A 26,716-nucleotide genomic window follows, 5' to 3' on the forward strand; every position below is an offset into this window, starting at 1 on the left:
ATGATGTCTTATTCAATTTTTTGCAGAACAACCAGAACCTGCGGCAGCCTTACCGGATTATCCAGATATTCGATCAGGCGAAACATCCCGCCCCAAGCTTTAAGAATATAGTTCCGTGGTATGATGGCCTCTCCATAATGCGCCTGAGGCTGAGGACGCTTTGCAGACGCGGCATGCAGGAACCGCCCAGCTTCAAAATGTGAATTTGCCTGCGCTTCATCCACAAAACTGTTTGCACAAGCTTCATGCCATGGATGCTCCAGTTTCATTCCAGAAGCACGACGCAAGCGCTGCTCTGCACAAAATGACAGAAACCGCCGGCTCTGCGTCGTAAAAACAACCAATCCATCTTGCTTCAGAAGCCGATGAAATTCCCTCATCCAGTGGCCGGCCAGAAATTCATCCAGATGTGAAAATGTCGACCAGGACGTGATCAGATCCAGCGTACCGGGCACGAGCGGCAATGGTGGCACCAGTCCGGCCTGCAAGAAGGGAAGAAATGGATTGGCGCGCCGTGCCGCCATGAGGAAGCGGTCCGTATGCTCGACGCTGACGAGGGACTGTGATCGCACATCCTTCATGAAGAGGCGCGCCATCCGCCCCCACCCACATCCGAAATCAAGAACGGAAGTCTCAGGCCTCACAGGCTTTCCCGCGTAGGCGCAATACGCCTTTATTTCCCGATAAAAAACATGCGCCTCATGAATGGAAACCTCCCCGTGATGCCCATGAATTTCACGCTGAAGATCATCCGGGGGGAACTCAGGCATCCGAACGCCCCGCACCTCGTGTCCGCCAAGGGACGAGACCAGAACATGCAGCCATTCTTCGTCCGCAAGCCCGTGAAAGGCTTCAAAAACAGCATCCGTCCTGTCGGAGTGGGTCATTCTTCTACCGTTACGCCATGTCAGTAACGATTTATTAACGCACTTCCACCAACAAGAGAACCAAGCCGCCTACGCATGAAAAATCCTGCCCCGCACTTTTCAGATACAACACAAGAAAGAGTTCTCACATAAACTGGATATGACTCTTGAACCCCAAAAGAGCAGCATCCCGCAAATTGTATTGGGCATTCGGGTGAATGTAATACTCAAACAGAGGCGTAAAAATTACACCCTTCACAACGTGGATAGCGTAGTTGAACTCCATCACGACCGCATCCTGCTGAACACCTGTCGCATGATTGGGGAGTGATTGCCCTTTACGGATCAGCGCAGCTTCACTTCGGCTCACACCGGATGCAATCTTGGTGTAGGTCAGAGAAAATCCGAGCGTATCGTAGGGTCGAGACTTCAGAAATCCGCGGTTAATCAGTGCGCCATAAACGAGATAGCGGCGCAGGGACGTATGAGGATCATTGTAAATAAGCCCCGTCATCGCCGTCAGGCCTGAGCCCTTTGCCCGATAGTGCAGCAACTGCTGATCCAGCATGACCCATGTTGACCAAGACGCGCTTCGCTTTTTATGCGCAAGTCCGCTCTCTGCATAAGAACCGTCATACAGATCATAATAGTTATCAGTCTGCGGCGTACTGAAGAGCTGGGCCCCAAATTTGTAATGGCCCGGCAAGGTTCCATGCCCGAAAACCGGCTCCCAGGCTGTTTCAATCGGTGCTGCATACCCAATGATGTTGGCCCCATTAAATTTAAAGCCGGTCCGATGCTGATAGACTTGGTAAATCCCGTTTTCGATCGGATACACTCCCGTCTGGACATAGACAGAACGCACCGGCCGTCCTCGAACCCGAAATCCCCAAGTCGCAGCGGGATAGCCAGCGTCAAAATTCGTGTCCGTAATCCCTTTGGGACGACCGCAGAAACTACCGTTCTGGAAATTGCAGAACAAAGGGCTCGCCGCAAAATCCGAAATTTCTGACATACGGCCAGCGGCGATCGCCAGACGCCCACCGTAAAGCGTTTCTTCCCCGTACATATAGACCAAATGCACGACAACATTTCCGCCACCGCCATAATCTTCGGAAGCATGATTGAGCCAGTCACCAAACATGCGATTGGCCGTCGTACCGTATCGTCCCACCGTAATCATGTGCGTCGCAAAACCACGCAGGCCAGCAAGCTTTTCCCAGTCCACATCAAGCTGCATGGCATACTGACCCGCATTGCTCGCGCCCTGCTTGTAGTTTTCAAATCCTGGCGTTGTTCCGCGCGTCGGCTTCGTTATCGCTCCGGCAAATTCATTCGTATTGTCGACAAGGAAATTGATGCCACGCTTACGCAGCCAGTCTGACAAAGGATTGGAGACGATAGCCTCAGGATGGGAAAATGCTGGAACGGTTGTTTCACGCGATGCGTGCACAGGAAGAGGCGTTGAAACCAACTGACTTGGCGCAGATCCAATATCGCGGTCCATGACCTGAGCAAAAGCAGGCAGCGAGACGAAAATACTGAAAAACCACACGAACCATGAGCTTTTCAGAGCATAACCCAGCACACGAAGATGCAAATCTGGCGCCCCTATTTGAACAGGAATAATGTTACATCACGACCCGTGAAGCGAATTGCGCCCGATCCAGAGTCAGCGTGCAAAATCCCTACGCGACGGAGCATTGTAGCGTAATTAACATTTTAGAATTTCTCGTAAATTTGATTAATAATTCACAATATAAAATAATTAAAATATTTTTTATTATTTGTTTTAAAGTAAAAATACTTGTTAAGTTGAAGTACACTTTATATAGATATTAAAATATCTACAAAATCGCTAATTTAGAAAATTACTCATGTAATATTTCTTTCACATGGAGGGTTCGAAAAACCCCCTGGTATTGAGGTCTGCTCTGTGATTCCATTTCCCCTTAGTTGATTGGGGATGATGAAAGATGAAGCAGCCGGGTTTCTTTGATGTTGAAGAACGGCTTGCCCGCTTGAGCGGGCTTGGTGATCAGCTCGAAGCATTTTCCCGGACTGTGGATTTTGAAGTCTTCCGCCCTGACCTGGAGGGTTCGAAAAACCCTTGGCTCTGAGCTGTTCTGTGTGATTCCATTTCTTCGGCGTTGATTGGGGATGGTGGAAGATGAAGCAGCCTGGTTTCTTTGATGTTGAAGAGCGCCTTGCTCGGCTGAGCGGGCTTGGCGATCAGCTGGAGGCCTTTTCCCGGACTGTGGATTTTGAGGTGTTCCGCCCTGATCTGGAGCTGGCTCTGGCCTATTCAGACGGAAGTAAAGGCGGACGTCCGCCGTTTGATCCGGTGCTGATGTTCAAAATTCTGGTCATCCAGACGTTGAACACTTTGTCTGATGAACGGACAGAGTATCTGATCAACGACCGCCTGTCGTTCATGCGCTTTCTGGGATTGGGGCTGTCGGACCGCGTGCCGGATGCCAAAACGGTCTGGCTGTTTCGTGAGCGTTTGACACAGGCGGGTGCCATTGAAAGGCTGTTTGACCGATTTGACGCGACCCTGCGGAACGCCGGTTATCTCCCGATGTCCGGCCAGATCCTGGATGCAACACTGGTGGCTGCTCCAAAGCAGCGCAATACGAAGGCTGAGAAAGCGGATCTCCGGGCAGGACGTATTCCAGAAGACTGGCAGGACAAGCCCGCAAAGATGTCGCATAAGGATCGTCATGCACGATGGACACTTAAGTTCACGAAGGCGAAGCGGCAGGACGATGGAACCATACCGTCGAGCGATCTCGCCATCCCGTTCTTTGGCTACAAATCCCACGTCTCCATCGACCGGAAGTTTCGGTTCATCCGAAAATGGAAGACGACGGATGCCGCCGCCAGTGATGGTGCGCGATTGAGAGAGGGGCTGTTAGATAAAACCAATACGGCCTCAAGCGTTTGGGCTGATACAGCTTATCGCTCGAAAGCGAATGAGGACTTCATGGACAAAGAGGGTTTTGTCTCAAAGGTTCACAGAAAAAAGCCGCATCTCAAGCCTATGCCCCGACATATCCAGAAATCGAATGCTGGAAAGTCCGTGATCCGATCGCGCGTCGAGCACGTCTTTGCCGACCAGAAATCACAGACGGGATTGTTCATCCGAACTGTCGGTATCACCCGGGCCACCATGAGGATCGGGCTGGCCAATATCGTCTACAACATGCGCCGCTTCCTCTTCCTCGAAAGATTGAACGCGAGCGCATAGTCATCCAGCGGGAGAGCAGTCCCCGATCTGCTCAAAACGCAGATCAAAAGCTCCCCCAAAAACCGTCAATCAAATCGCCAAAAGCCTGAAATCACGAGCCAGGCGCATCAACCAACGGTTCTTCGATCCCTCCACATGAAACACGTTTGCGTGCCTATTTTCGAAAACATGTCTTTTTTTGTGGAAAATCAAAGCCTGAAAGCAGAAGACGTTTACCATTCGTGCGAACCACATTTCGTGGCGCATGAAGAGAGAGGAAATTTCTGCATGTCTCTTTCTGGTAAAATTGCCGCTGTAACCGGGGCGGCTCAAGGTATCGGCAAGGCCATCGCTCTTCGTCTGGCGCGCGAAGGAGCTGACATCATTCTATTGGATGTCAAACAGGAAACCGTTCAGCAGGCTGCCAAGGAAGTTGAGGCTCTTGGTCGGCGTGCTATCGCTCTGACGGCTGACATCAGCAACCGCGATGAATTTCAGAAGACCCTGAAAGAAGCCTCCAGCCAGCTGGGCGGCCTCGATATCATGGTCAATAACGCCGGCATCTGTCAGGTGAAGCCTATTCTGGACGTCACCCAGGAAGAAGTTGAAAAGATTTACCGCATCAATGTTCAAGGCGTGATCTGGGGCATTCAAGCTGCGGCCAACATTTTCAAAGAGACCGGCAAGAAGGGCAAGATCATCAATGCCTGCTCCATTGCTGGTCATGAAGGCTTTCCTCTTCTCGGGATCTATTCTTCCACAAAGTTCGCAGTTCGCGCTCTTACGCAGTCGGCCGCCAAAGAACTGGCAGCCTTCGGTATCACCGTGAACTCCTACTGCCCGGGGATCGTCGGAACGGATATGTGGGTCGAGATCGACAAGCGCATGTCTGAGATTACCGGTGCTGAACTGGGCGCAACGTACAAGAAGTATGTTGAAGGCATCGCCCTCGGACGGGTCGAAACAGCAGACGACGTTGCTGGCTTCGTCGCATTCCTGTCGGGCAAAGATTCCGATTACATTACTGGCCAGTCCATCCTGATTGATGGCGGCCTCGTCTACCGCTAAGGCTGTAGATACAAAAAAGGGCCGGAGAGGTCCGGCCCTTTTTTGAAATCCTCAGGCGTCCCGCGGAATAAGACGTCCACGCTGCCATGCTTCCGCAGCATCATCAGGGTCCTGCCCTTCAACGCCGATGTTATAATCCAGCGCACTCATGACCTTGTTGCCGAGCATCATCTCGGACAATTCGTCAAGAAGATCCGTGTCTGCCTTGCGGGCTACATCTTCCCGCAGAACCATGCGCGCAGACATTTCCCCACCAAGCAGCTTGTCAGGGTCCTCAACCGGCGTCAGCAACGCGGTGTGGAACACCGCATGTGGCTGAGTGGCAACCACAAGCGGAGATTCGCCGTCTGCCTGCGCCTTTTCCAAACGACCGATCAGAGCGGCCTCCCCCACAACTTCAAGCGGCAGGGAAGAAAGGGCTGGAAGCTGCTTGAGTGCTTTTTCAAGAATTTCGCGGCTGTCCTCTGCAACGATCACCCGATCCACTTCAGCTGATGTCAGCGCATTGACAGTGCCGAGCGCACGCAGCGCAGCAAACGAAATCTGTGGCTGATACAGGTCCCCGATGACACGAAAGCCAGGCCCAGCGAATTTTTCATCGCGCGGGAACCAGGCAGAGACCAGAAGATCGACTTCGCCCTGCTCCATGGCTTCCGCCACATCTTCAGGGTCGAGGTCCACAAACTCGACGTCCACCTCATGCGCTTCGAGAACACGGGCGACCGCACTGGCACACCCGGCATGAAGCGAGGTGTACAGATGGCCGATCGTCATTTGCGTCATGAGGCAGTCCGTCAGTCAGAAAATTGAAACGTGAGACCGTGGATAAGCCTCACGCTTCATTTTGTCACGACCCTTACCAGATCTTTACGCGCTGATCCGGGGCAAGATAGAGCTTGTCGCCCTCTTTTACGCCGAATGCATCATACCAGGCGTCAATATTGTGTGCTGGCATGTTCACACGCGTGACGGCCGGGGCATGCTCGTTCGAAAGCATCTGCTGGCGCAGCGCATCCGGCCGATCCTTCTCACGCCACACCTGCGCCCAGCCCAGGAACACGCGCTGATCGCCCGTCAGACCATGAACGGTTGTCTGCGGCTTGCCATGCAGGGAGTCATGATAAGCCTGCAGACCAAGGTTCAACCCGCCGGAATCCGCAATGTTCTCGCCCATGGTCATCTTGCCGTTCACATGCGTGCCCGGCAGAGGCTCCTGCGCGTCATATTGTGCACCAAGACGATCCGCCAGCTTCTGGAAGGCATCCGAAGATGCTTTGGTCCACCAGTCATTCAGACGGCCATGTTCATCATAATGACGGCCTTGGTCGTCAAAGCCATGACTCATCTCATGACCGATCACGCCACCAATGGCACCATAATTCACAGCCATATCGCCCTTCGGATCGAAGAACGGCGGCTGAAGGATGGCAGCCGGGAAAACAATCTCGTTCATCGTCGGATCGTTGTAGGCGTTCACGGTCTGCGGCGTCATGCCCCACTCGTCACGATCCACCGGCTTGTCGAGCTTGTTCAGCTCATGCTGCCAGTTAAACGCGGCGCCACGCACAGCATTGCCATACACGTCGCCTTTGCGAACTACGAGGTTGCTGTAGTCCCACCACTTTTTGGGATAACCAACCTGAATAGCGAAGTGATCCAGCTTGTTCAGAGCAGCCTTACGGGTCTGCTCGTCCATCCATGTGTTGTGCTCAAGGCGATCATGGAAGGAAGACTTCACCTTCTGCACCAGCTCCGTAATCTGAGCCTGTGCTGACGGCGGAAAATAGCGGGCAACGTAGATCTTGCCCAGAGCCCAGCCCATGGCGCCATTGGTCACGCGCGTCGCACGCTTCCAACGCGGAGACTGCTGCGCCACGCCCGACAGCGTGCGACTGTTGAAGTCAAAGGACGCGTCAGAGAAATCATGAGACAGATAGGCTGCGGCATTATCTGCAAGATGGAAGGCTAGCCAGGCCTGAAGCACGCTGTAATCAGCCTTCTTCAGAACGCGGGACATGGCTGCGATGCCATCCGGCTCGCGTACGTCTACCTTGCGATCGGCAATATTTTCGGCCGGAAGCCCTGCAGTCGTCAGGAATGTGACCCAGTCAAAGTCTGGAGCGATCTTTTGCAGCTGCGTGACCGTCATCGGGTTGTAGAGCTTGAGCGGATCGCGGGTCTGATCGCGGGGGATCTCAACCTTGGCAAGCGCCGTTTCAAGATCGACGACAGCCTGTGCGTTCTTGGCTGGATCAGCCCAGCCCACAAGCGTCAGCATCTTCGCGACGTAAGCCTGATAGGCCTTTTTCTTGTCGGCAAGCTTCGGGTCTGTGTAGTAGCTGATATCGGGCAGGCCTAGTCCACCGCTGACGCCAATGCTCATGCCCTGATCGAGCATCAGCATGTAATGTTCCGGATCTTTCTGATCCTGCTCGACGCCAATCTGGAACGTCGAGAACGCCATGGAATTCAGGGACGTACCAAACGCCTCAGCCAGGCTCTTGGCATCACTGACCTTGCGGATCTTCTCCAGATCCGCAGCAAGCGGCTTGGCTCCTAGAGCATCAACAGCCTTCTGGTCCAGATAACTGGCGTAGAAGGTGCCTATCTTGCCCATGTCATCAGACGGCTCGGCAGAAACATGCTTCTGTGCTTCGCTCAGGATCGCCTTCTGGCGCTCCATGGACAGTTCGTACAGAATACGGAACGGACCATAGCTGCTCATATCGCCTGGAATTTTCAGGTTCTTGAGGTACGTGCCGTTGGCATATTCGAAGAAATTGTCGCCCGGCTTGACGCTATGATTCATGCCGGCTTCATCAAAGCCCCAGCCTGAATTGTAACCGGCGGCCTGTGCACTTGCGGCTGTAAGGCCCATAGCCAGCGCAAGTACACTCGCACCTTGCGTCAGGCGGCGTTTAACAGAAACTGTAGTCTTCACATTATGCCTCATGTTCTGGCGATCGCCGTAGCATGAGGCATAAAAGATCATTTCGTCAAAAGGCCGTCCATACAAAGGGAGACTTTTTGTTACTTCCCGCTTTTGCGGGTTGTCTTGCGTGCTTTGTCACCCAGCGCGGAGACAGCCAGCACGTCATAATCAAAGACCATAACCTTATCGAGATAAGGCCCGGCAAATTCCTTGAAGGCCTCATGAGCGGGGTCAAAGAACGCCGGATCTGTCACCACGGGCTTGCCAACATAGTAGTTCCGGTCCCCTTCAGAGCGGAACGTTACGAGGAACGCCTGCTGCAGGCCACCCTCTACACCTTCCCCACTATTCTGGAACCCGGTCTCAATGCTGACCACAACCGGGCGGCCGTCCGGGCGGCGGCTGTCTTGTGCAAGATGCAGAAACCGGCCGGACACTTCTGCACGCTGTGCCGTCGTGGCGTCCTTCTTGTACCGGAACATCACCATGTGCCGCACGGTGCCGACATGCCAGTCCGCCGCTGTAAACTGCGCGTATCCGACCTGTCGGGCAAGCTGCTGGGAGGCCACCGTTGCGGCTGCCGGTGTATCGCTCGTCACCGGGCCTGATGTCGCGATCGGCAACGAGTACGGATCTGCTTTGGCTGAGAAGCCCTGCGACAGCCCTGCGATGGACAGAAGGGCAGCGGCTCCCCAGATAAAGCGACGGGACAGAAGTGGTCGAACGTCCATTCTCAAGCTCCAGTTACAAGACAGAAAATGCAGCCCTTCATGGCACGAAATGGCCTCTTCCGTCTTGTGAATTTCCGTAAGTCTGACGAACCGTCAGGCCGCAATCTGGCGCTGAAACGATTTGCGACGCCACTGGATCAGTCGATACACCCCATTCGCTGCCAGCTTCTGCCAACGGGAATGCGGAGTGAAGCCGATTGTCTTGAAGATCATCGCCGTCACACGATCAATGTGCTTCTGCTGATAGAATCCCATGGCTTTGGACATGTAAGCCGCAATGCACCGCTTGTGATCATAGGGCATGTCCGGGGATTCATTGGTCGTGTGATAGGCGGACGCCAGCTCATCGTCCTCACTCTCGGTCACACGCCCAAGAGCAATACGCGTCCGTGCCCAGACACTGAGCTTCTCGCGCTTCAGATAGCGATGCATGTGATCATAGAAGAGTTTGAAATGCCGGTATTCATCGGCGGCAATCTGCTTGCAGATGGCTTTCAGCAGGGGCTCGTCCGTCGCATCTGCCAGTGCCGTGTAAAAAGACGACGTTCCCGTCTCGACCATACAGCGCGCGATCAGTTCGCCCGTGCGAGACCCGCGGATAGACGCATCAACGTCTGCATCAATCTTGTAACTTGCGCGATAGCGCTCAAAAGCCTCTTCATAATCCCAGCTCGGATCTGCCAGCATGGCCCAGCGGCCCAGAGCATCTCCGTGCTGAACTTCTTCCACTGCCCAGTTGGCTGTTGCCGCGCTGAAATCCGGGTCTCCCACAAAGACGTGTCTCAGATATTCAGCGTAGTCCAGACCATTCTTTTCAACGACTGAAGCAGACTTCACCAGAGGAATGATATCCGGGTCCACGCGGGATGGATCAAAGGAATCCCAGTCCATCTGCTCGATACGCCAGTGTTTCATCGCTTTGCCTCGTCCGTTTTCCGGCTCATAATCATGACGATGAGATGACACGCCGGGGCCATTTTGGGTAGGTGTGACGCAACAACGTTGGAGAAAGCCCCGTGACGGCTCAGAAAATGACACAGCCAGACGTCCGCCACGACTGGACGCGCGCTGAGGTTGAAGCGCTGATCAACCTCCCCTTCCCGGACCTAATGTTCCGCGCCCAGGAACTGCACCGTCGTTATTTCGACCCCACAAAAGTGCAGATTTCCACGCTTCTTTCGATCAAGACAGGCGGCTGCCCCGAAGACTGCGCCTACTGTCCGCAGAGCGCCCGACACGAAAAAAGCGTGAAGGCCGAGCGCCTAATGGCCGTCGAAAAGGTGATGACCGAGGCGCGTGCAGCAAAGGCAGCAGGCGCAGGTCGATTCTGCATGGGTGCTGCCTGGCGCTCCCCGAAGGACCACGATCTCGACTCCGTTTGTGAGATGATCGAGGGCGTAAAGTCCCTTGGTCTCGAAACATGCGTCACGCTGGGAATGCTGGACTCCGTACAGTCTCAGCGCCTGAAGGATGCCGGGCTGGATTATTACAACCACAACCTCGACACCTCCGAGGAATTCTACGGCTCCATCATCTCCACCCGCACGTATCAGGAGCGCCTCGATACGCTCTCCAACGTGCGCGATGCTGGCATCAATGTCTGCTGTGGCGGAATCGTGGGTATGGGCGAAGATCTGTCCGACCGCGCTGGCCTGCTGATGACGCTCGCCAACCTGCCGAAGCATCCCGAGAGCGTGCCCATCAATCTGCTCGTTCGCGTTGAAGGCACACCGTTAGGTGAAGCTGAAGCGGTCGATCCGATCACATTCGTTCGCATTATCGCTACGGCCCGCATCATGATGCCGGAAAGCCATGTCCGTCTGGCGGCAGGGCGTGAAAACATGACGGATGAGGCGCATGCTCTGTGCTTCCTCGCAGGCGCTAATTCCATCTTCTGTGGCGAGAAGCTCCTGACCACGCCAAACCCTGCTGAACACCGTGACCGTCAGCTTCTGTCCGCTCTGGGCATGACGCCGATGGTTCAGTCTGAATCAGAAATGGGAGCGCTACGCCCTGCCGTTCCGAACGTTGCTGCCTACGAAGCGGCTCTGTCCTAATCAACAAGGGCGAGGCATGCTGTTTTGCAGCGCCTCGCCCTACACATTGCTGATTAAGCTTTTAGACGCGCCGCAATATCAGCCACACGACGGCCATAGCGCTCAGCCGTCAGCAGATCTCCCTTCTGAACACCATCGACACCCGCATTTGCTGGAGCGCGCGCCAGAAGCCCGACTGACCCGCCCAGATTGTTCGGATCGTCGCCCGTGGCCTCAAGAGTGTTGGACGGCGGAATTCCCAAACTCACCCAGACGCCACCATGCTGGGATGCAAGTGTTTGCAGCGTAATCAACGTCACCTGCTTATCCCCGTTCGGACTGGCGGAGTTCGTGAAACCACCGAACACCTTGTCCTGCCAGCCGCGCGTGAACCAAATTTTGGACGTGGCATCTGCAAATTTCTTAAACTGCCAACTCACATTCCCCATGTAGGTTGGCGTTCCAAAGATGATGGCATCCGCGTCATTCAATGCCGCCCACTCTGCTTCGGTAATTTCACCATCCGCGCTAATTGCCACGAGTTGAGCCTCAGCTCCCTGCGCCACATGCTCCGCCACCACTTTGGTGTGCCCATACCCTGAGTGATAGACGACCAAGACTTTAGACATCGTTCCTGTCCTTCGAACCAAGAGATCAAACATACAATGCGATACGTGGTATCCATTGGAAACCAGCACCCTTTCTGGTATTATGTTGGAAAATTCGGGACAAGAAGGCACTTTCAAGACACATGGTAACCTCGCAGAAACCAGACACCCCGGCACGAAACCTCTGTTTCAACGTCTATGCGAAAGAGTGTCCGACCCGCATGGTGCTGGACAGGCTCGGTGACAAATGGGCCCTTTTGGTGCTGGACCGCCTTCAAAATGACGTTGTGCGCTTCAATGCCCTCAAGCGGGACATCAATGGGATTTCACAGAAGATCCTGTCTCAGGTTCTGAAAAACCTTGAGCGTGACGGGCTTATTTTAAGGCAAGCTTATCCAACCGTGCCCGTCACTGTTGAATATAGCCTCAAGCCTCTCGGAGAGACCCTGATCCAGGCGGTTTCAAGCCTCACGCACTGGGCTGAAACCCATATGGCTGACATTCAGGACTCTCAACGTCTTTACGATGAAGCAAAAAACAGCGCGCTCTGACATTTTGCGCCTTCCATAAAGCCATTTTTCAACTTTTCCCTTGGCCTCGTAGCCGTTCTTTCCTAAACCCTCGCCCTTCGCGAATTCGGGACGGGACCAGCCAAAATGACGACGCAACCTCTTAAAGCGCCAAAAATTCGCGTCGGCATCGACTTTGGAACGACCAATAGTGTCGTCGTCATCGCAGATGAGCAGGGCAACACGCAGCCTGCCATCTTCAACTTCATTGACAGCCCGTCTTCCGAAACCTGCCGCACCCTGCTCTGTCTCTGGATGGATCAGGAGGGCAATCGACGCGTTCTTCAGGACGCTATCGGGCTTGATGCCATCGAGGCCTATCTGGATGATCCGGCAGAAAGCCGCCTCATCATGTCCATGAAAACCTATCTGGCTCAGGGCTCATTCCGCGAAACACGTGTTTTTGCCTCGACCATGACGCTTCAGAACCTGATTGCCCGGTTCCTGCGTTCCCTGATGGACAAAGCCGGCATTACACCAGAGCAGGTCAGCACAACAATCGGCAGGCCCGTGCGCTTTGCGGGTGAACTGGCCGATGACGATCTGGGTGTGAAGCGCCTGAAGGAAAGCTTTGTCGAGGCAGGTTTCGCTGAGCCAAACGTCGTGCTTGAGCCCGAAGGGGCTGGCTGGCGCTTCATGCAGCGACTGGATGCACCAGCAACCGTGCTGGTGGGAGACTTCGGCGGCGGCACAAGCGATTTCTCTGTCATGCGCTTTGACCCCCATGGCACACCGCGCACCGTCACTCTGGGTCATTCCGGTGTCGGGATTGCGGGGGACCAGTTTGACTTCCGTATTATCGACAATGTCGTCGCACCTGCACTTGGCCGGGACACGACATATCGGGTGATGGGTGGGCAGCCTCTTCCCGTCCCTATTGAATGGTATGCGAGCCTCGGGCGCTGGCATCGCCTGTCCCTGATGCGGACCCCTCAAACCCTTCGCAGCATTGCAGACGTCGCAAAAACGGCCTCCGATCCGCAGAAGCTACGAAATCTGCTGCGTCTGATTGAAGATCAGGAAGGCCAGAACCTGTATCGAGCGATTGGTCAGGCCAAAAGCGATCTCTCACGGTACGACAGCACAGTCCTGAAGTTCAGCCACCGGGACCTGAAAATCGAGCAGGCCATCACGCGTGCAGATTTCGAAAGCTGGATCAAACCCGATCTGGAAAAACTCGCAGCAGCCATCGACGATGCCCTGAACGTTACAGGCCTCGGAATTAACGATATCGATCATGTCTTCCTCACCGGCGGCACGTCTTTCGTTCCGGCTGTTCGGAAGCTGTTCACGGATCGCTTTGGTGAAAGCCGCGTCGATGGCGGATCAGAATTCGTCTCTGTTGCTGAAGGTCTGGCCCTGATCGAAGTGGAAGCAAGAGCCTCGGCCTGAATGTTCAGGCCGGGCTACTGGTCAGGCGATCTGGAGAAATGGGGCTCATCGCGCGGGCAGAGACAACGGCCTCACGGAATGTTCCTTCCACAGACAACTTGAAGGCCACATTCGTATTTCCATAAGCCCGGGTCGTGAGACAGACACCTGAAGAGGTAAAAATTTCCACGACCGAACCATCTACGAAAATATCCAGCATATTGCGGGCGGCCAATGGCAAGGGGGCGGAATCTCCATTGGCCATCAATTCTTTTCCGGGCCGGTATGGATCGTAATCAAGCTCCAGAAATGGCCCCTGCCCTCCAAATGTCAGGCGCCCCGCCTCGGTTCCGATAAAGGTCAGACGAATTCGGCCATTCGGTCCATCGGGAGCGGCCCAGGACGAGGGTGTGAGCTGGCGGAAATGCGGGCCTTCCAACGCAGCCAGATTGGGATGGGGTGCAAGACGCAGAGCGGCATCTCGGTCAGCTGTGAGAACCCGAGGCAAAGACATGACACCACTCCAGCCCGCTTCCATGGCCCCATGACTGCGCTCAGGCTTTTCAGGCAACCAGCCCCAGAGAACACGCCGCCCGTGCTCATCCAACATGGTCCGTCCGGCGTAGAACGAGCCATACCCAAGCGGCTGAATAATGCGCGGATGAAATGTGCCTTCGCTGTAAATGCCTGAAGCATAATAAACAGTGCTGCCCAGCGAATAGATCAGGACCCAGGTATCACCGAGCGCAAAAAAGTCCGGGCATTCCATGGCATCGTCGTAAGCGCCAGCCTGATGCGTGGGGCCATAGAAAAGAGTGCGATAGGTCCAGTCTTTTAGATTTTTGCTATCGTATTTCAGAATGACGCCACCCGGACCAAACTTGGATTGCCGAACGTTGGCGCCCAGCAGCATGTGCCATCCCTCGCGATCCTTCCAGACGAGCGGATCGCGAAATCCATCAACATGCAGTCCCGGCGGGGGCTCAGAAAGAACCGGGACGGGGTTCTGCTTCCAGTGCATCATCTGGAGATCAGATGTCGCCGTGCACTGCACGGATGGCTCAATCCCCGTGTAAAAAGCGATGGCCTGATCTTCAACGATCACAACGCAACCACTGAAAACTCCGAGGGCATCTGGTCCCCCGGGGACAGGGCTCATCGCAACGGGTTCGTGATGCCAGTGAACGAGATCAGAGCTGGTCGCGTGGCCCCAGTGAATGTTTCCAAACGCAGCTTTGTCCGGCCCCCACTGATAGAACATGTGATGGCGACCAGTGACCCAGACCGGGCCGCAAGGATCGTTCATCCACCCATAAGGGGCAATCAGATGATATTGAGGGCGCAACCGATCCGCAGCCATAGCGGCGGCTGACGGAAGACGATAGGGCCGCGCCTGACTCCTGTGCGTCAGCCCCAAAGCGAGCAAGGCCACTCCAGACCCAAGAACCATTCGCCTGGATGTAGGCCTCATCTTCTCTCCCTCTCATTCCGATTTCGTTACTATCGAATGAGAGGGGCGGCTCTGGCAATGACGGAAAAAGTTTTTCGTTGATCAGCGAATGGGTGCTGCGGGCGCACTCACGGCAGAGACGGTAATGGAGGCTTTCTCCACATGGCCAGTCTGCTGCACACTTCGGCTTGAAAGTTCCTGCTGTCGTAAAGCGGCGGCGGTGTTCATGTCACCCTGTGCTTCAGCAGCTTGAGCCGCGACAAGCAGAGCACGCCGCATTCCCTCATAGTCCTGCGCATCCCGTCTCTTCTGTGTCAGGGACATGGCCTGTTCCAACGCAAGTGCTGGCGCATGATTCAGGAGTGCCAGACGGGCCGCCAGATCCTGATGATCCAGCATGGCAGTAGGCTCTTTTGAGGGAGCCAATAATGCTTCCATGCGGGTCAACTGCGCTGTATCACCCTGATCCGAAGCCCCTAAACCAGCCAGATAAGCCGCGCGATTGCGAATGCCCACGTCAGGCGACTGAAGCGCCACGAGCGCTGAAGCCTCAGAACCCGTTAGGTCATGCTGCCGATAGAGCGCTGCACTTCTGACAAGCTCCAGATCACTGGACTGACTGTACTGACGCAGCTTCAGAGCTTTTTCGGTGCGATCGAGCGCGGTCAAAGCGTCGGCAGGCTTGTTTTCTTCCAGCAGGGCCGTCGCAAGATTGAAGCCCGCATCATGGATCTGGGCAGCATCATCCCGGATAAGGGCACGGTCCATCGCCGCACGGTACTGACTTTCGGACTGGTCTGGATGTCCGAGCTCAAAAGCGCTCCGCCCGGTGTCCATGGCGTTTTCATAAGCCTGGTCCGGATCAGGCCCCCTGGTCACCGACGAGCAACTCGCCATGGCAAGACACAGCAGAATCATACGCTTCATGGACGGACAGCCTCCGCTGGCAGACGATGACTGGGCGCTTTCTGCGCTGTACCACCCAGCAGCCATAGGCCCCTGAGCTGATCTGTCAGCTTGCGGAGGCTATTGGCACTCGCTTCCGCCTGCGTGATGAGCGCAGGAAGCTGGGCTGTTGCGGCACTGGTATGGGTAATCGTTTCCTGCACCTGCGGCATGCTCTTGCGAAGGGTGTCCGTGGCCGATTTGGCATTGTCCATCGTGCCATCAGCTTTCGTCATGACACCCCCAAGCTGCTTTTCGATCGGCTGAAGGCGGGCAATAACTTCTGTAAGATTTTCCAAGGCCTGATTGGCTTTCTGAAGGGTATCGTCCTTTGAAAGAAGCCCGCCAACCGTGCCCTTGCCAGCCCGCATGTCCGTCAGCATGTCGTTGACCTGCTTGGTAATGGCCTGAACGCTATCCATTGCAGGAACGAGCTTGTTTCTCAGGTCCGTAACCGTCTGGGTAATCACGTCTGCCGGGTTTGCCTCTACCGTTGCGTTCAGCACGGCATAGCCCCAGTCCATGTCTTCCCCACGGCCACGGCCCAACTCGATATAGCTGGCACCGGCCACCACGAAACGATGCCGGATCACGGCAGCACTATCCTGACGGATGAAGGGCACAAACTGCGGTTCGATATAGCCCTCGGCATACATCCGGCCAGTGCTGTTCAAATCCAGATGGCGAATTTCACCGGCATGCACGCCCATGATCTCAATGTCGTCACCAATAGCCAGCCCGGCCACGCCAGTTTCCGGCAGGACAAAGTGGATCTTCTTTTCGGGTGTCAGCCACTGCTTGAGAAAGCCGGCTTCTGCCACAGCCACAGCGAAGAGGACGATGGTCACAAGGACCAGCAATCCCACCCATTCATCCGCATAGCGGTTCTGGAAAAGCGGGCGGGCAGTGTCAGGGCGGCGTACGCGAAACATCAAGACCCTCGCATCGAAAACAGTCCATCATCATACAGTCGGAGGCGAATGGTCGCATCCGCTTCATATGCCCCCCAGCCGCTGTCATTCGGGGCAAGCCAGACAACAGCACAGCCCCGGTCACGCGCATCCGTCAGAGCGGACAGAAAGGCGTTCATGAGCGGAGGGTTGGCACTTCCCATCGGATTTTCCAGCAGAAGAAGTGCGGGCTCCCCCAGAAACGCACGCACGCAGTCAGCGCGGCAACGATCCAGAGGAGAGAGTTTGCCCGGAGAAACGACTGGCAGACCAGGCAGGCCAAACTGCATTCCCAACTGCACGGCCTGTTGCATCAACCGTTCCTCGGGCACCCGAGTATGATGCAGTTGTGGCCAGAGAATGTTCATGTGAGTGCCATACAGGTCGATCCACCCGCCATTGGCCACCATCCGCCCGATTCGCCCCCGCAAGGCCGCAGCCCGGCGTTCATCCAGATCAGACCATTCAAGCCCCATACAGCGGGCAATTCCGTCATCCAGATCTACCAGCCCGACACACATATCGGCAAAGAGGCTGGCCTGCTGCATATCCCGACATTCAATCAGGGCGCAGTCACCCGGATTTAGACGCAGGTTATAACGGACAGAGGCCAGGCCACTGCCATCAAAGCGTGGACGAGCATCCAGCAACTCCAGAATAGGGTCGAGGATGTTCAGTTCAGCAGGCGGGACTGTCTTTTCGTCGGCCATATCAACCCAGCCAGACGCTGAGGACGACATTAATCGTCATGATGGACAGAATGCCACGCGCAAATCCTCGGGGCATCAGGGACGACAGGTCGTCTTCGGTTGTTGCATCCATTCCCGACAGGCACGAGCACACACCGACCGCAAAGCCACTGAAAATGAATTTGGCTGGAATGGCGAAATAGTCGACCGGGTGCATACTGCTCACCACCTGATCCAGAAACGCCCAGACCGGCATGGTGATAACACCTTCAACACGACAAACCGCATAACCGACCAGCAATGCCGTCAAACTGAAGATGATGCCCAGCGTGAACCCACTGATGGTCATGGCGAGACTTCGCGGCAGCAGGAACGCTACGAACGGATCAATCCCCATGCCCGTCAGAACACGCATCTGACCACCCGTCGTCAGGGTTCCCAGTTCCGTCAGCATCAACATCCCGGAACGCCCCAGAAGAATGACGCCAACCAGCACCGGAGCAATCTCCCGCACCATCACAGTGGACAGGATCGAGCCCGTCATCTGGGCCATCCCGGCAAAACCCAGCCAGTAAACGGCCTGCGCCACAATCCCAAACCCTGTCAGAGCGGCCGTCACCAACACACTGAGAAGACCGCCGCCTGTGGCCTGCTGAAGGGAATGCCAGAATTCAATCCGCACAGTCCGGCGCCATGACGTCGGTGACAGACCAACACGAATAACGCCCCAGGAAGCACCAATGACCATCAGGGTGAACCGCATCTGGGTCCGGGTAAAATGCCCCAGGGTGCCCAGAGCATTCTGCACGCGCGGAATACGATCGAAGCGGGTTTTCATCGCCGCCCTGCCAGAATGAAGCTGCGGGTCACGCCGCTGTTTGGCAGATAAAACATGCCCCGGGCTCTGAAGAGGAAATGCTCCCGAAGCTGAAGATAGGCCTGTTCCGAAACTTGAATTGTCCCGGCATCTGGCGCGCTGGCAGCCAGAAGCTCAGCCACATTGATAGCCTCGCCCCACAGATTAAAGACGGACGGCTCCTTGCCGAGCATCGCGGCCATAACAGGCCCAACATCAATGCCCACGCGGAAGACCGGATCAATATCTACGGACGCTAGGAGGGACAAGCAGGCTTCACGAATGGAGACTGCAGCATCTGCCAGACGCAGCACAGCACCCGGATCGGGCTCCTGCGAACATCCGCCAACCAGCACCAGACGGTTACTCACCACCTGAACAGAGAACAGTCCTGTTTCCCGGGCAATGCGTTGAATATCCTCGCTGAGCGACGAGACAACTTTCATGGCGCGTTCGGCGCTGTGGCTATCCATTGCATAAGGATCAGCGAAGGAAATCACCATGACCGGCACCTGCGGGTAAATCCCACTTGGCACCACGCCGTCCTGAACACCCGAACCTGGTGGCAGGAGGAATCCCTCATCGTAACGCGTGTCTTTCAGCTCATGCGACACGCTTGGACGCGCTCCAGCCTGCTGGTCTCCCTGATCCAGAGCCTGGGAAAACCGTAGTGCCACGACAGACGAAACAATCGCAACAATATGCTCCATCGCGTCTGCTCTGGAGGGATCTTCCAAAACAATAACACCAACAGCCTGATGCCCACGCATAACCGGATGAAAGACGAGCGACTTGGCCTCGACGGATCGCATGATGATGCGCTGGAAATTCTGACTGCGCTCATCCTGACGCGCATCTTCAATGAAAAGGGAATGCCCTTCCATCAAAGCATCGAAAAGCTTGCTGTGCTCGCGTTTCGTAATCTCGATGCCCGTGCTGTGAACATCCCGCACGGGATCAAAAGCGTCTTCGCACAGCAGACGTTCTCCGTCCGGCAGCAATCGCCAGAGGCTGGCCCGACGGGAGCCGGTCCGCGCTGCCAGAGCTTCGGTCAGGATCGGGACATCGTGAGACGCTTCAAACAGATCCGGGGTACTGGCAATTTCATACAAAGAGGCATTTTCCGCGCGCATCTGCTCACGACCAATTTCAAGCCGTTTGCGCAGGCGTTCGATACGCCGCCCCTGTATGATCAACCCGAGCGCCAGCAAAGAGGCCAGCCCGACGACCAGTGCTGAAAACCAGAGGTTCTGACGACGCGCTGTAACGGCAAAGTCCGAGAAGTCGTTTTCTGGCGCATTCAGCAACAGAACCCAGCGCCTGTGCACGAAGGGGAGCGTCGCGGCGATGGTCACGTAATTCTTGTTGCGCGCCGTCACGAGGCCCGGCCCAGGTCCTTTGACCCTGAAAGTATTCAGAGCCCGAATGAAAACAGGCTGCGTCTTCGGATCAAGCTGCATATGGGCGGGATCGAAGGACGGCTCCGCCCCATCCTCGCCCATATTATGCCCGGCAATGATCTGTCCCTTCATGTCCACGATCACAGCTCGACCGCTGCGGCCAACCTGAAGCTCGTTAAGAAAAGACGTCAGCCGGTTCAGGGAGATATTGGTAGCAAAAACCGCGTTGTGCCCATCCTTCATCGGGAAGGCAATGGAAGCGGTGATGGTAAACTCGCGAGCCGCTAAATATGCGTAAGGGTTGGTCCAGTAGAGCGCTCCGTCTCCCCGTCCAATCCTTTTGATGGCGCCCTGAAACCATGGACGCGCCGTGACATCATATTTATCAGCCGGATCAAACGCCGTGCCCAGATATGTGCCATTCTGGTCCACGTATGTGTGCCGATAGACCTCATGACCATTCTCGACCTGAAAATGCGTCTGCTCGTAGTCCTTGCCGTGTCGTGTCACCATCCAGAACTGGCCCTGATCACTGGCCAGATAAAAGCTGTCCACCTGGGGCGTATGAGCCAGCATGGAACGGCCATAGAGCATGAACGAGTCTGGTGACGCATCCGTCAGCGGTGAACCAAACATGTCCGGGGCAATGCTTGCACTGTCAGATGCCGGAGACAGATAATTCCGGACCTCTTCCGTCACATACTTCTGCTGACTGCGCAGCAGGTCCGAGGAAAGCGCAATCGCGCCCTGACGGGTTGTCCGATAGTTGTGCAGACTGATCGCAATAATGGCGGCAATGACCAGCAACACACCAACAATAGGCCCAAGAAACTGCAGAACCTTTTGCCGGCTACTGGCTGGGCTACGTGTCGGATCAACAATCTCGGCAGCTGACAAGGGCGTGTTACTCCGGAAGCACGGATAGTCTGATGGTATTTCTGACAGGCTTTGACATGCCAATATCTCCTGCCGATTAATCTACCGCAACCCATACGATACTGAACGAACGCTCGAACCAGCAGGTTTTTTGCCTGCTTCCAATAAACTTTCGTCAATTCTTGCTCTGTACAAAGAGACAGCTTAATCCGTATCGTACAAGTCCTCTTTTATTCGTCTTCCGTCGGCAGCATATCATACTGCCCCGCCTTTCATTCACGCATGCCCCGGTGCCTCCCATGATTGAACTGCTCCCCCACCGCTCTGTCCTGACTTTTTCAGGCGCTGACCGAGCGTCGTTCCTGCAAGGGTTGATCACGAACGACGTTCAGTCCCTCTCACCTGGTAACGCGGTCTGGAGCGCCCTTCTGACGCCGCAGGGCAGATGGCTGAGCGAGTTTTTTCTCTTCAGCGATGGCGATCGCATTCTGATGGACTGTCCATCAGAGCATGCAGAAATGCTGCTCAAAAAGCTGTCGCGCTTTCGTTTGCGTGCAGATGTCAAAATTGAACTGACAGCACTGCATGTCATTGTTGGTGCCACTGAGACGATACCTCCTGAAGCGCTCTGCTCCGCGCCCGACCCGCGCTGCGAGAATGCTGGATGGCGAGCGATTGTCTCCCAGCCGCCTGTCGAAACCACACAGGGTCATGACTGGCTGGACCGACGTCTCTCTCTTGGCCTTCCCGACACGGACGACTTCGAGAGCGAAAAAACGCTCGCGCTGGAAGCCAATCTGGACCTGCTGCACGGCGTGTCATGGAAAAAAGGCTGCTACATGGGGCAAGAGTTGACAGCCCGCACCCACTATCGTGGTCTTCTCCGCCGCCGCATCCTGCCAGTCACGGTGAAAGAGGGTACTTTTCCGGAAACGGGCGGCATTCTCACGATGGGTGACAAAGAGGTCGGTGAAGTGCGCTCACGTCATGGATCGCACGCTCTGGCCCTCCTCCGGCGTGAAGCGTGGCTGTCGCCAGACCTTGCTTTTGAGGGCAAACCAGTCTCCGTTGTGTGGCCTGACTGGTTCCCTCTGGAGATGCGTTCGTGACCTATACCCCGCCTGCCCCCGCCACCGTCGATGACATTGTCAGCCAGACGAAGTTCGATGCGAATGGTCTGATTTCCGCCATCGCGCAGGACACGAAAGGCGTCATTCTCATGCTTGCGTGGATGAATGCGGATGCTCTGCGGGAAACACTTTTGACGGGACGTGTATGTTATTGGTCCCGGAGCCGAAAGTCTCTCTGGCGCAAAGGTGAAACGTCAGGCCAGCAGCAGCATCTTATTGAAGCCCGACTGGACTGTGACATGGATGCCGTGCTGATGATTGTAGATCAAACTGGCGTCGCCTGCCACACCGGGCGTCGCAGCTGTTTTTATCATGGCGTCACACCAGACGGGCTGCGCGACACCGCACAGCCCGAAATCAGCACCAAAGAACTATACGGTCACTGACTGACGTTAACCGGCACCGCTGCTCCTGGCAGCGGCCAACCCGGCATCATGAACGTTGCCGGGCAATTGTCCTGCACCTGCGGGGACGAAAGATAAGCACCATTCCCCGGGAAGACTGAAAGCTTCTTCGGGTCCAGAGTGAACCAGAACTGCGTCAGGACAACGCGACCCTCGTGGTCAGGCTCACACTGAAACTGAAGCGCTCTTTCCTCCCGAACGCCCGTGAGTTGCACGAACATCGACAGCAGATCGTCTTTCTTCACCTGAAAGCCGCTATGTTGTGCGAGCCACTGTCCATAAGCTGAAGACGCAAAACGATCCCGCAGGATCATGGACGTGACGAAGAACTTGTCAGCGTCATATCCGAAACAACGCGCATGCTTGGTATATTCATGCACATGCAGCGGGTGCTTGAGGTGTGGCACAACGCTTGCCAGCGCATTCTCAGTGGCAGGCTGAAGCTTTGGCGGCGCGTCGTCATGGTCATAAATATCGCACCCCTTCATCCACCACTGCTGCACAGGCACTGCCTGCGCTTCCAGAGCGTGCGGCTCGGATGCCCAGAGTCCGTGTAGCCCGATCAGATGGTTATGCGGTTGCCCTGTGAGGCACCCTCCGCCCGTTGCACAAAAGCCGGGTTGCCAGGTCAGGGCCAGTGTATCGTGGCTGAAATCCGCATGCGTGACAGGGGTCAAAGCTGGCCCAACAGGAGCCTGCGACGACACACAGCCCCCCAGAACAAGCAGGGCGGCAACTACAAGACGTCTCATGCCTTCAGTCCTTTGGCGTGATAGCTCAGATGATCAGCAATGACAGTCTGGATAAACCAGTAGGAATGGTCACTGTCGTCATGCCGGCGCATGTCCAGCGCTTGCCCACATTCTTTCGCCGCTTCAACAAGGGCGTCTGGACGGAGGTCAGCGAGATACTGATCCTGAAGCCCCTGATCCACGAGAATTGACGTTGGATGCTTATGCCCGCTCCGCAGCAAAAGCGTGGGGTCACATTCCTTCCACTTCGCAGGGTCTCCGCCGAAATAAGCATCAAAGGCCTTCCGCCCCCAGGGAATAACGCTGGGATGACAGATGGGCGCGAGGGCTGAAACTGTTTTCCAGAATTCCGGATGGTTTAGGGCCTGATTGAGAGCCCCCATGCCGCCCATGGAATGGCCCATGATCCCGCGTCGATTTCCATCCAGCGGAAACAGGCTTTCGGTCAGAGCGGGAAGCTCCTTCCGGATGTAGCTCTCCATCCGGTAATGGGCACTCCATGGAGCGTGCGTCGCATCCACGTAGAACCCAGCCCCGGTTCCTAAGTCATATTCATCATCTTCACCGGCTGTTCCGGTGTTCCGGGGAGACGTATCAGGCGCCACAAGCGCAATGCCGTGTTCCGCAGCGAAACGAACGGCATTTGACTTGATGAGAAAAGTCTCGTGCGTACAGGTCAGACCGCCGAGAACATGAATAACCGGAACCTTTTCGCCTGCCAGAGCCTCTTTGGGCAGAAAAATCCCAAAAGTTGCAGGCACGCCCAGCTCAGCCGACTGATGCCTCAGAAAACGGACAGACCCGCCACAACAGGCATGCTGCCCAAGCGTCTCAACATCAGTCATGCTCAATACTCCACAACGCTGCGGATGCTCTCGCCGCGCGTCATGAGGTCAAAACCGTGATTGATTTCGGAGAGCTTGAGTTTGTGGGTAATGAGGGAATCAATGTCGATCCGTCCATCCATGTACCAGTCCACAATCTTGGGAACATCTGTGCGGCCCCTCGCCCCACCGAAGGCTGAACCGATCCAGCGGCGACCCGTCACAAGCTGGAATGGGCGCGTGCTGATTTCCTGCCCTGCCCCGGCCACGCCGATCACGCAAGACACACCCCAGCCACGATGAGCACTTTCCAGAGCTTGCCGCATAAGGGTGACATTTCCCACACATTCGAACGTGTAGTCTGCGCCGCCGCCGGTCATCTCAACCAGATGCCCCACCAGATCACCGTTCGGGCCCAGATCCTTGGGGTTAACGAAGTCCGTCATGCCGAACTCGCGGGCCATCTGCTCCCGGGCCGGATTGACGTCAATACCGATGATGCGTGTCGCCCCGACCATCTTAGCGCCCTGAATGACATTCAGGCCAATCCCGCCAAGCCCAAACACGGCGACAGTCGATCCCGGCTCCACCTTGGCCGTGAACATGACTGCCCCGAGGCCAGTCGTGACACCGCAACCGATGTAGCAGACCTTGTCGAACGGAGCGTCAGGACGAATTTTCGCAAGGGAAATTTCCGGGAGAACCGTAAAATTCGCGAAGGTCGAGCACCCCATATAGTGATGGATGGGCTGACCCTTGTATGAAAACCGGGATGTCCCGTCCGGCATGACGCCCTTGCCCTGTGTGGAGCGGATGGACGTACACAGATTGGTCTTGCGAGACAGGCAGGACGGGCACTCACGGCATTCAGGCGTGTAAAGCGGTATGACGTGGTCGCCCGGCTTCAGATGTTTGACGCCTGGCCCCACTTCCCGAACGATGCCCGCGCCCTCATGCCCGAGAATGGCCGGAAAGAGGCCCTCAGGGTCCTGCCCGGAAAGCGTGTACTTGTCCGTGTGACACAGACCAGTCGCCTTGATCTCGACCAGAACTTCACCCGTTTTCGGGCCTTCAAGCTGCACGGTGTCAATTTCAAGAGGCTTTCCGGCCTCAAAGGCAATCGCGGCGATGACATCCATCTGAACTGGCTCCCTGATATATGTGTACAAAGTGTCTCATGAGGGAAACGGGACGCAAGAGCCGCGTTACGCTTCACACTCTTCTCATGCCCTGACACTTGACGCTCGAAAGGTTTCTTTTCCAGTTCGAGTGGCAAAAGAGTGCAAGAGAGTGGACATCTTTTGGTGTTGGCCGGTCACACTTTTCACGGTTAGTTTCACCGGCCATACCGTTTTCAGGCAAGGAGCACAGGCTTGATCGTCAATCGCCAACACGGGCTAGCCATTCTTTTCAGAGAGTCCTTGCCGCCTCTTCTGATTCTGGCGCTCTGGGACCTCGTGGTCGTCATTCTCTTCCAGATCTATCATCAGGAGTGGATGGACCAGCCAGCGCTGCCAATTTCTCTCATGGGCTCCGCACTGGCCATTTTTCTGGGCATGCGCAACAACGCGGCCTATGCCCGGTGGTGGGAAGGACGAACCCTCTGGGGCTCCATCACGAACAACTGCCGGTCGTTTGGCCGTGAGGCTGCATCCCTGCTCGGCGGTCGGCCTGACCTGGCCAGATTGATGGCAGCCTACCCGCATGTCCTGCGCGCCGCTCTGCGTGGCGACAAGACCGGCGAGGAAGTAGATCGCCTCCTTCCGTCCGATATCCGTGAAAAAGTCTTCGCCTGCTCCAACACGGCAAACGCCCTGCTTTACGAAATTGGTCTTGGTGTGCAGCAGGAAGTAGCTCTCAAGAATATCGACGGCGCCGTCCATGGCACCGTGGACCGCATCCTGTCCGACATCGCCAATGCGCAGGGCGGCCTTGAGCGTATCCGCAATACGCCGCTCCCGGTGCAGTATTCGGTCATTCCTGAAATCGCAACGCATCTTTTCTGCATCATTCTGCCGCTTTCTGCCGTGCAGACCCTGGGGTGGATTACGCCACTTGGTTCCAGTGTCATCGGGCTTCTGTTCCAGATGCTGGATCGCAGTGGCCGTGACCTGCAGGAACCGTTTATTGCCAGCGTTCATGCCCTCCCGATGCACACGATGGCGCGGACAATCGAGCGTGACCTGCTTCAGCCGATTGGTGAGCCTGCTCCTGGCATCATTCAGTCCAAGCACGGCGTTCAGCCCTGATTGGACATGATAGTGCAGGACAGGAGGGGGTTTTTCTGGTATCATCCGTGGCTATGAACACCTTCAAGACCCCCCCGAAGGGCGGCATGACCGACGAAATGGCTCGTGCCGCAGCCAAGTACACCGCCCGTCAAACCGACCCTGAACACGGCACTGACCCGTTCAGCGAAGGTGACTCCATCGTCTATGCCGCCCATGGCGTAGGCCGCGTGGAAAAGATTGGTATGGTCGAAGTGGCCGATACCATGATCGAGATGATCCAGATCTCGTTCCCCGGCAATCAGATGATGCTCCGCATTCCGCTTGCGAAGGCCCGTAAGGCTGGCCTCCGCAAGATCGTGACGCGGGATATCGTGGACAAGGCGATGACGGTCATCAAGGGCAAGCCGCATGTCAGCAAAGGCATGTGGGCCCGCCGTGCTGTCGCCTATCAGGAAAAGATCAACTCCGGTGATCTGATCCAGATTGCGGAAGTTCTTCGTGACCTGCGTCGTAACGTCGACAGCCTTGATGGCAGCTTCTCCGAGCGTAAGCTTTTCGAAGCTGCACAGGAGCGCTTTGTTGCGGAAGTTGCCGTTCTCGAAAATACGGACCCCGCAACGGTCCTCGAGAGCCTGACCAAGACCATGAAGGCCGCCTGAGCCTTCCAGAATTCTGTGATGTTTTCGCGTAATTACGAAAACATCACAGTTTGAAAAGCATCCTTCAGGCCGTTTCCGCGTTGGCGACACGGAAGGCCGCTCCCGGATGCCCTATCCCATCTTTAAATCACTGACGTTCA

26 protein-coding genes are annotated in these 26,716 nt (G+C 55.8%); 10 read left to right on the top strand and 16 right to left on the bottom strand.

Annotated features, from left to right (window positions below; genetic code table 11):
* Positions 1-8 precede the first annotated feature (8 nt).
* Both M2305_RS01475 and M2305_RS01480 read right to left on the bottom strand, forming a co-directional pair.
* Positions 9-887 carry a class I SAM-dependent methyltransferase gene (locus tag M2305_RS01475; protein ID WP_264648378.1) on the bottom strand — a complete coding sequence of 293 codons (879 nt, stop codon included), beginning with the start codon at positions 885-887 and terminating at the stop codon, positions 9-11.
* Positions 888-1,011: 124 nt separating this feature from the next.
* On the bottom strand, positions 1,012-2,439 hold the full coding sequence (locus M2305_RS01480) for a carbohydrate porin (RefSeq protein ID WP_408870798.1): 1,428 nt from the start codon (positions 2,437-2,439) through the stop codon (positions 1,012-1,014).
* Between the two features lie 403 nt (positions 2,440-2,842).
* Between M2305_RS01480 and M2305_RS01485 the strand changes: the two genes are divergently transcribed.
* From M2305_RS01485 to M2305_RS01495, 3 genes are all read left to right on the top strand, one after another.
* The gene (locus tag M2305_RS01485) at positions 2,843-2,986 is read left to right on the top strand and encodes a hypothetical protein (protein ID WP_015075062.1); all 144 of its coding nucleotides are present in this window, start codon (positions 2,843-2,845) and stop codon (positions 2,984-2,986) included.
* A gap of 50 nt (positions 2,987-3,036) precedes the next feature.
* Positions 3,037-4,116 carry an IS5 family transposase gene (locus M2305_RS01490; protein ID WP_015075063.1) on the top strand — a complete coding sequence of 360 codons (1,080 nt, stop codon included), beginning with the start codon at positions 3,037-3,039 and terminating at the stop codon, positions 4,114-4,116.
* Positions 4,117-4,383: 267 nt separating this feature from the next.
* Positions 4,384-5,163 (top strand): acetoin reductase, encoded by a 780-nt coding sequence (locus tag M2305_RS01495; RefSeq protein ID WP_046899847.1) that lies wholly within the window; start codon positions 4,384-4,386, stop codon positions 5,161-5,163.
* Between the two features lie 51 nt (positions 5,164-5,214).
* On the opposite strand, the gene M2305_RS01500 is transcribed toward M2305_RS01495, so the two are convergent.
* The 4 genes from M2305_RS01500 to M2305_RS01515 form a co-directional block, all read right to left on the bottom strand.
* The gene (locus M2305_RS01500) at positions 5,215-5,946 is read right to left on the bottom strand and encodes a glycine betaine ABC transporter substrate-binding protein (RefSeq protein WP_264648379.1); all 732 of its coding nucleotides are present in this window, start codon (positions 5,944-5,946) and stop codon (positions 5,215-5,217) included.
* 73 nt (positions 5,947-6,019) lie between these two features.
* Positions 6,020-8,179, bottom strand: coding sequence for a M13 family metallopeptidase (locus M2305_RS01505; RefSeq protein WP_264648380.1), 2,160 nt, complete (start codon positions 8,177-8,179; stop codon positions 6,020-6,022).
* Positions 8,180-8,193: 14 nt separating this feature from the next.
* A complete protein-coding gene (locus M2305_RS01510) occupies positions 8,194-8,826 on the bottom strand; it encodes a Dabb family protein (protein ID WP_086634096.1) in 633 nt (210 codons plus the stop codon).
* Positions 8,827-8,919: 93 nt separating this feature from the next.
* Positions 8,920-9,741 carry an acyl-ACP desaturase gene (locus M2305_RS01515; RefSeq protein ID WP_046899547.1) on the bottom strand — a complete coding sequence of 274 codons (822 nt, stop codon included), beginning with the start codon at positions 9,739-9,741 and terminating at the stop codon, positions 8,920-8,922.
* A gap of 116 nt (positions 9,742-9,857) precedes the next feature.
* On the opposite strand from M2305_RS01515, the gene bioB reads away from it, so the two are divergent.
* A complete protein-coding gene (gene bioB, locus M2305_RS01520) occupies positions 9,858-10,883 on the top strand; it encodes a biotin synthase BioB (protein ID WP_264649915.1) in 1,026 nt (341 codons plus the stop codon).
* Positions 10,884-10,936: 53 nt separating this feature from the next.
* Here bioB and M2305_RS01525 read toward each other — a convergent pair whose 3' ends face one another.
* Entirely contained in the window at positions 10,937-11,491 is a 555-nt protein-coding gene (locus M2305_RS01525; RefSeq protein WP_264648381.1) for a flavodoxin family protein, read from the bottom strand.
* 122 nt (positions 11,492-11,613) lie between these two features.
* Here M2305_RS01525 and M2305_RS01530 point away from each other — a divergent pair, with 122 nt between their 5' ends.
* Together M2305_RS01530 and M2305_RS01535 are read left to right on the top strand one after the other, a co-directional pair.
* Entirely contained in the window at positions 11,614-12,021 is a 408-nt protein-coding gene (locus tag M2305_RS01530) for a winged helix-turn-helix transcriptional regulator (protein WP_086634094.1), read from the top strand.
* Positions 12,022-12,126: 105 nt separating this feature from the next.
* Positions 12,127-13,431 carry an Hsp70 family protein gene (locus tag M2305_RS01535; RefSeq protein ID WP_264648382.1) on the top strand — a complete coding sequence of 435 codons (1,305 nt, stop codon included), beginning with the start codon at positions 12,127-12,129 and terminating at the stop codon, positions 13,429-13,431.
* Positions 13,432-13,435: 4 nt separating this feature from the next.
* On the opposite strand, the gene M2305_RS01540 is transcribed toward M2305_RS01535, so the two are convergent.
* From M2305_RS01540 to M2305_RS01565, 6 genes are all read right to left on the bottom strand, one after another.
* The gene (locus M2305_RS01540) at positions 13,436-14,881 is read right to left on the bottom strand and encodes a glycoside hydrolase family 32 protein (RefSeq protein WP_264648383.1); all 1,446 of its coding nucleotides are present in this window, start codon (positions 14,879-14,881) and stop codon (positions 13,436-13,438) included.
* A gap of 81 nt (positions 14,882-14,962) precedes the next feature.
* Positions 14,963-15,787, bottom strand: a complete 825-nt coding sequence (locus M2305_RS01545) for a hypothetical protein (protein ID WP_264648384.1) — start codon at positions 15,785-15,787, stop codon at positions 14,963-14,965.
* Positions 15,784-16,737 carry an MlaD family protein gene (locus tag M2305_RS01550; RefSeq protein WP_264648385.1) on the bottom strand — a complete coding sequence of 318 codons (954 nt, stop codon included), beginning with the start codon at positions 16,735-16,737 and terminating at the stop codon, positions 15,784-15,786. The genes M2305_RS01545 and M2305_RS01550 overlap by 4 nt, the downstream gene beginning before the upstream one ends.
* Positions 16,737-17,465 carry a P-loop NTPase family protein gene (locus tag M2305_RS01555; RefSeq protein WP_064274077.1) on the bottom strand — a complete coding sequence of 243 codons (729 nt, stop codon included), beginning with the start codon at positions 17,463-17,465 and terminating at the stop codon, positions 16,737-16,739. The genes M2305_RS01550 and M2305_RS01555 overlap by 1 nt, the downstream gene beginning before the upstream one ends.
* Position 17,466: 1 nt before the next feature.
* Complete coding sequence (locus tag M2305_RS01560; RefSeq protein WP_046899556.1) at positions 17,467-18,282, bottom strand: MlaE family ABC transporter permease; 816 nt, start codon at positions 18,280-18,282, stop codon at positions 17,467-17,469.
* Complete coding sequence (locus M2305_RS01565; RefSeq protein WP_264648386.1) at positions 18,279-20,597, bottom strand: adenylate/guanylate cyclase domain-containing protein; 2,319 nt, start codon at positions 20,595-20,597, stop codon at positions 18,279-18,281. The genes M2305_RS01560 and M2305_RS01565 overlap by 4 nt, the downstream gene beginning before the upstream one ends.
* A gap of 278 nt (positions 20,598-20,875) precedes the next feature.
* Between M2305_RS01565 and ygfZ the strand changes: the two genes are divergently transcribed.
* Positions 20,876-21,685 carry a CAF17-like 4Fe-4S cluster assembly/insertion protein YgfZ gene (gene ygfZ, locus M2305_RS01570; RefSeq protein WP_264648387.1) on the top strand — a complete coding sequence of 270 codons (810 nt, stop codon included), beginning with the start codon at positions 20,876-20,878 and terminating at the stop codon, positions 21,683-21,685.
* On the top strand, positions 21,682-22,092 hold the full coding sequence (gene hisI, locus M2305_RS01575) for a phosphoribosyl-AMP cyclohydrolase (RefSeq protein ID WP_264648388.1): 411 nt from the start codon (positions 21,682-21,684) through the stop codon (positions 22,090-22,092). The genes ygfZ and hisI overlap by 4 nt, the downstream gene beginning before the upstream one ends.
* Here the strand turns inward: hisI and M2305_RS01580 are convergent.
* Genes M2305_RS01580 through M2305_RS01590 form a run of 3 tightly spaced genes read right to left on the bottom strand, consistent with a single transcriptional unit; the run spans position 22,086 to position 24,825 of the window.
* Entirely contained in the window at positions 22,086-22,862 is a 777-nt protein-coding gene (locus tag M2305_RS01580) for a ribonuclease T2 family protein (RefSeq protein WP_211506678.1), read from the bottom strand. The two genes, hisI and M2305_RS01580, sit on opposite strands and share 7 nt — an antisense overlap.
* A complete protein-coding gene (fghA, locus tag M2305_RS01585) occupies positions 22,859-23,707 on the bottom strand; it encodes an S-formylglutathione hydrolase (RefSeq protein ID WP_264648389.1) in 849 nt (282 codons plus the stop codon). The genes M2305_RS01580 and fghA overlap by 4 nt, the downstream gene beginning before the upstream one ends.
* A gap of 2 nt (positions 23,708-23,709) precedes the next feature.
* Positions 23,710-24,825: an S-(hydroxymethyl)glutathione dehydrogenase/class III alcohol dehydrogenase gene (locus M2305_RS01590; RefSeq protein WP_064274070.1), complete on the bottom strand. Its 1,116-nt coding sequence runs from the start codon at positions 24,823-24,825 to the stop codon at positions 23,710-23,712.
* Between the two features lie 234 nt (positions 24,826-25,059).
* On the opposite strand from M2305_RS01590, the gene M2305_RS01595 reads away from it, so the two are divergent.
* Together M2305_RS01595 and M2305_RS01600 are read left to right on the top strand one after the other, a co-directional pair.
* On the top strand, positions 25,060-25,935 hold the full coding sequence (locus M2305_RS01595) for a bestrophin family protein (RefSeq protein WP_064274069.1): 876 nt from the start codon (positions 25,060-25,062) through the stop codon (positions 25,933-25,935).
* A 53-nt stretch (positions 25,936-25,988) separates the two neighbouring features.
* Complete coding sequence (locus tag M2305_RS01600) at positions 25,989-26,576, top strand: CarD family transcriptional regulator (protein ID WP_046899564.1); 588 nt, start codon at positions 25,989-25,991, stop codon at positions 26,574-26,576.
* The last annotated feature ends 140 nt before the right edge of the window (positions 26,577-26,716 follow it).

Source organism: Gluconobacter cerinus (assembly GCF_025961355.1).
GTDB lineage: Bacteria > Pseudomonadota > Alphaproteobacteria > Acetobacterales > Acetobacteraceae > Gluconobacter > Gluconobacter cerinus.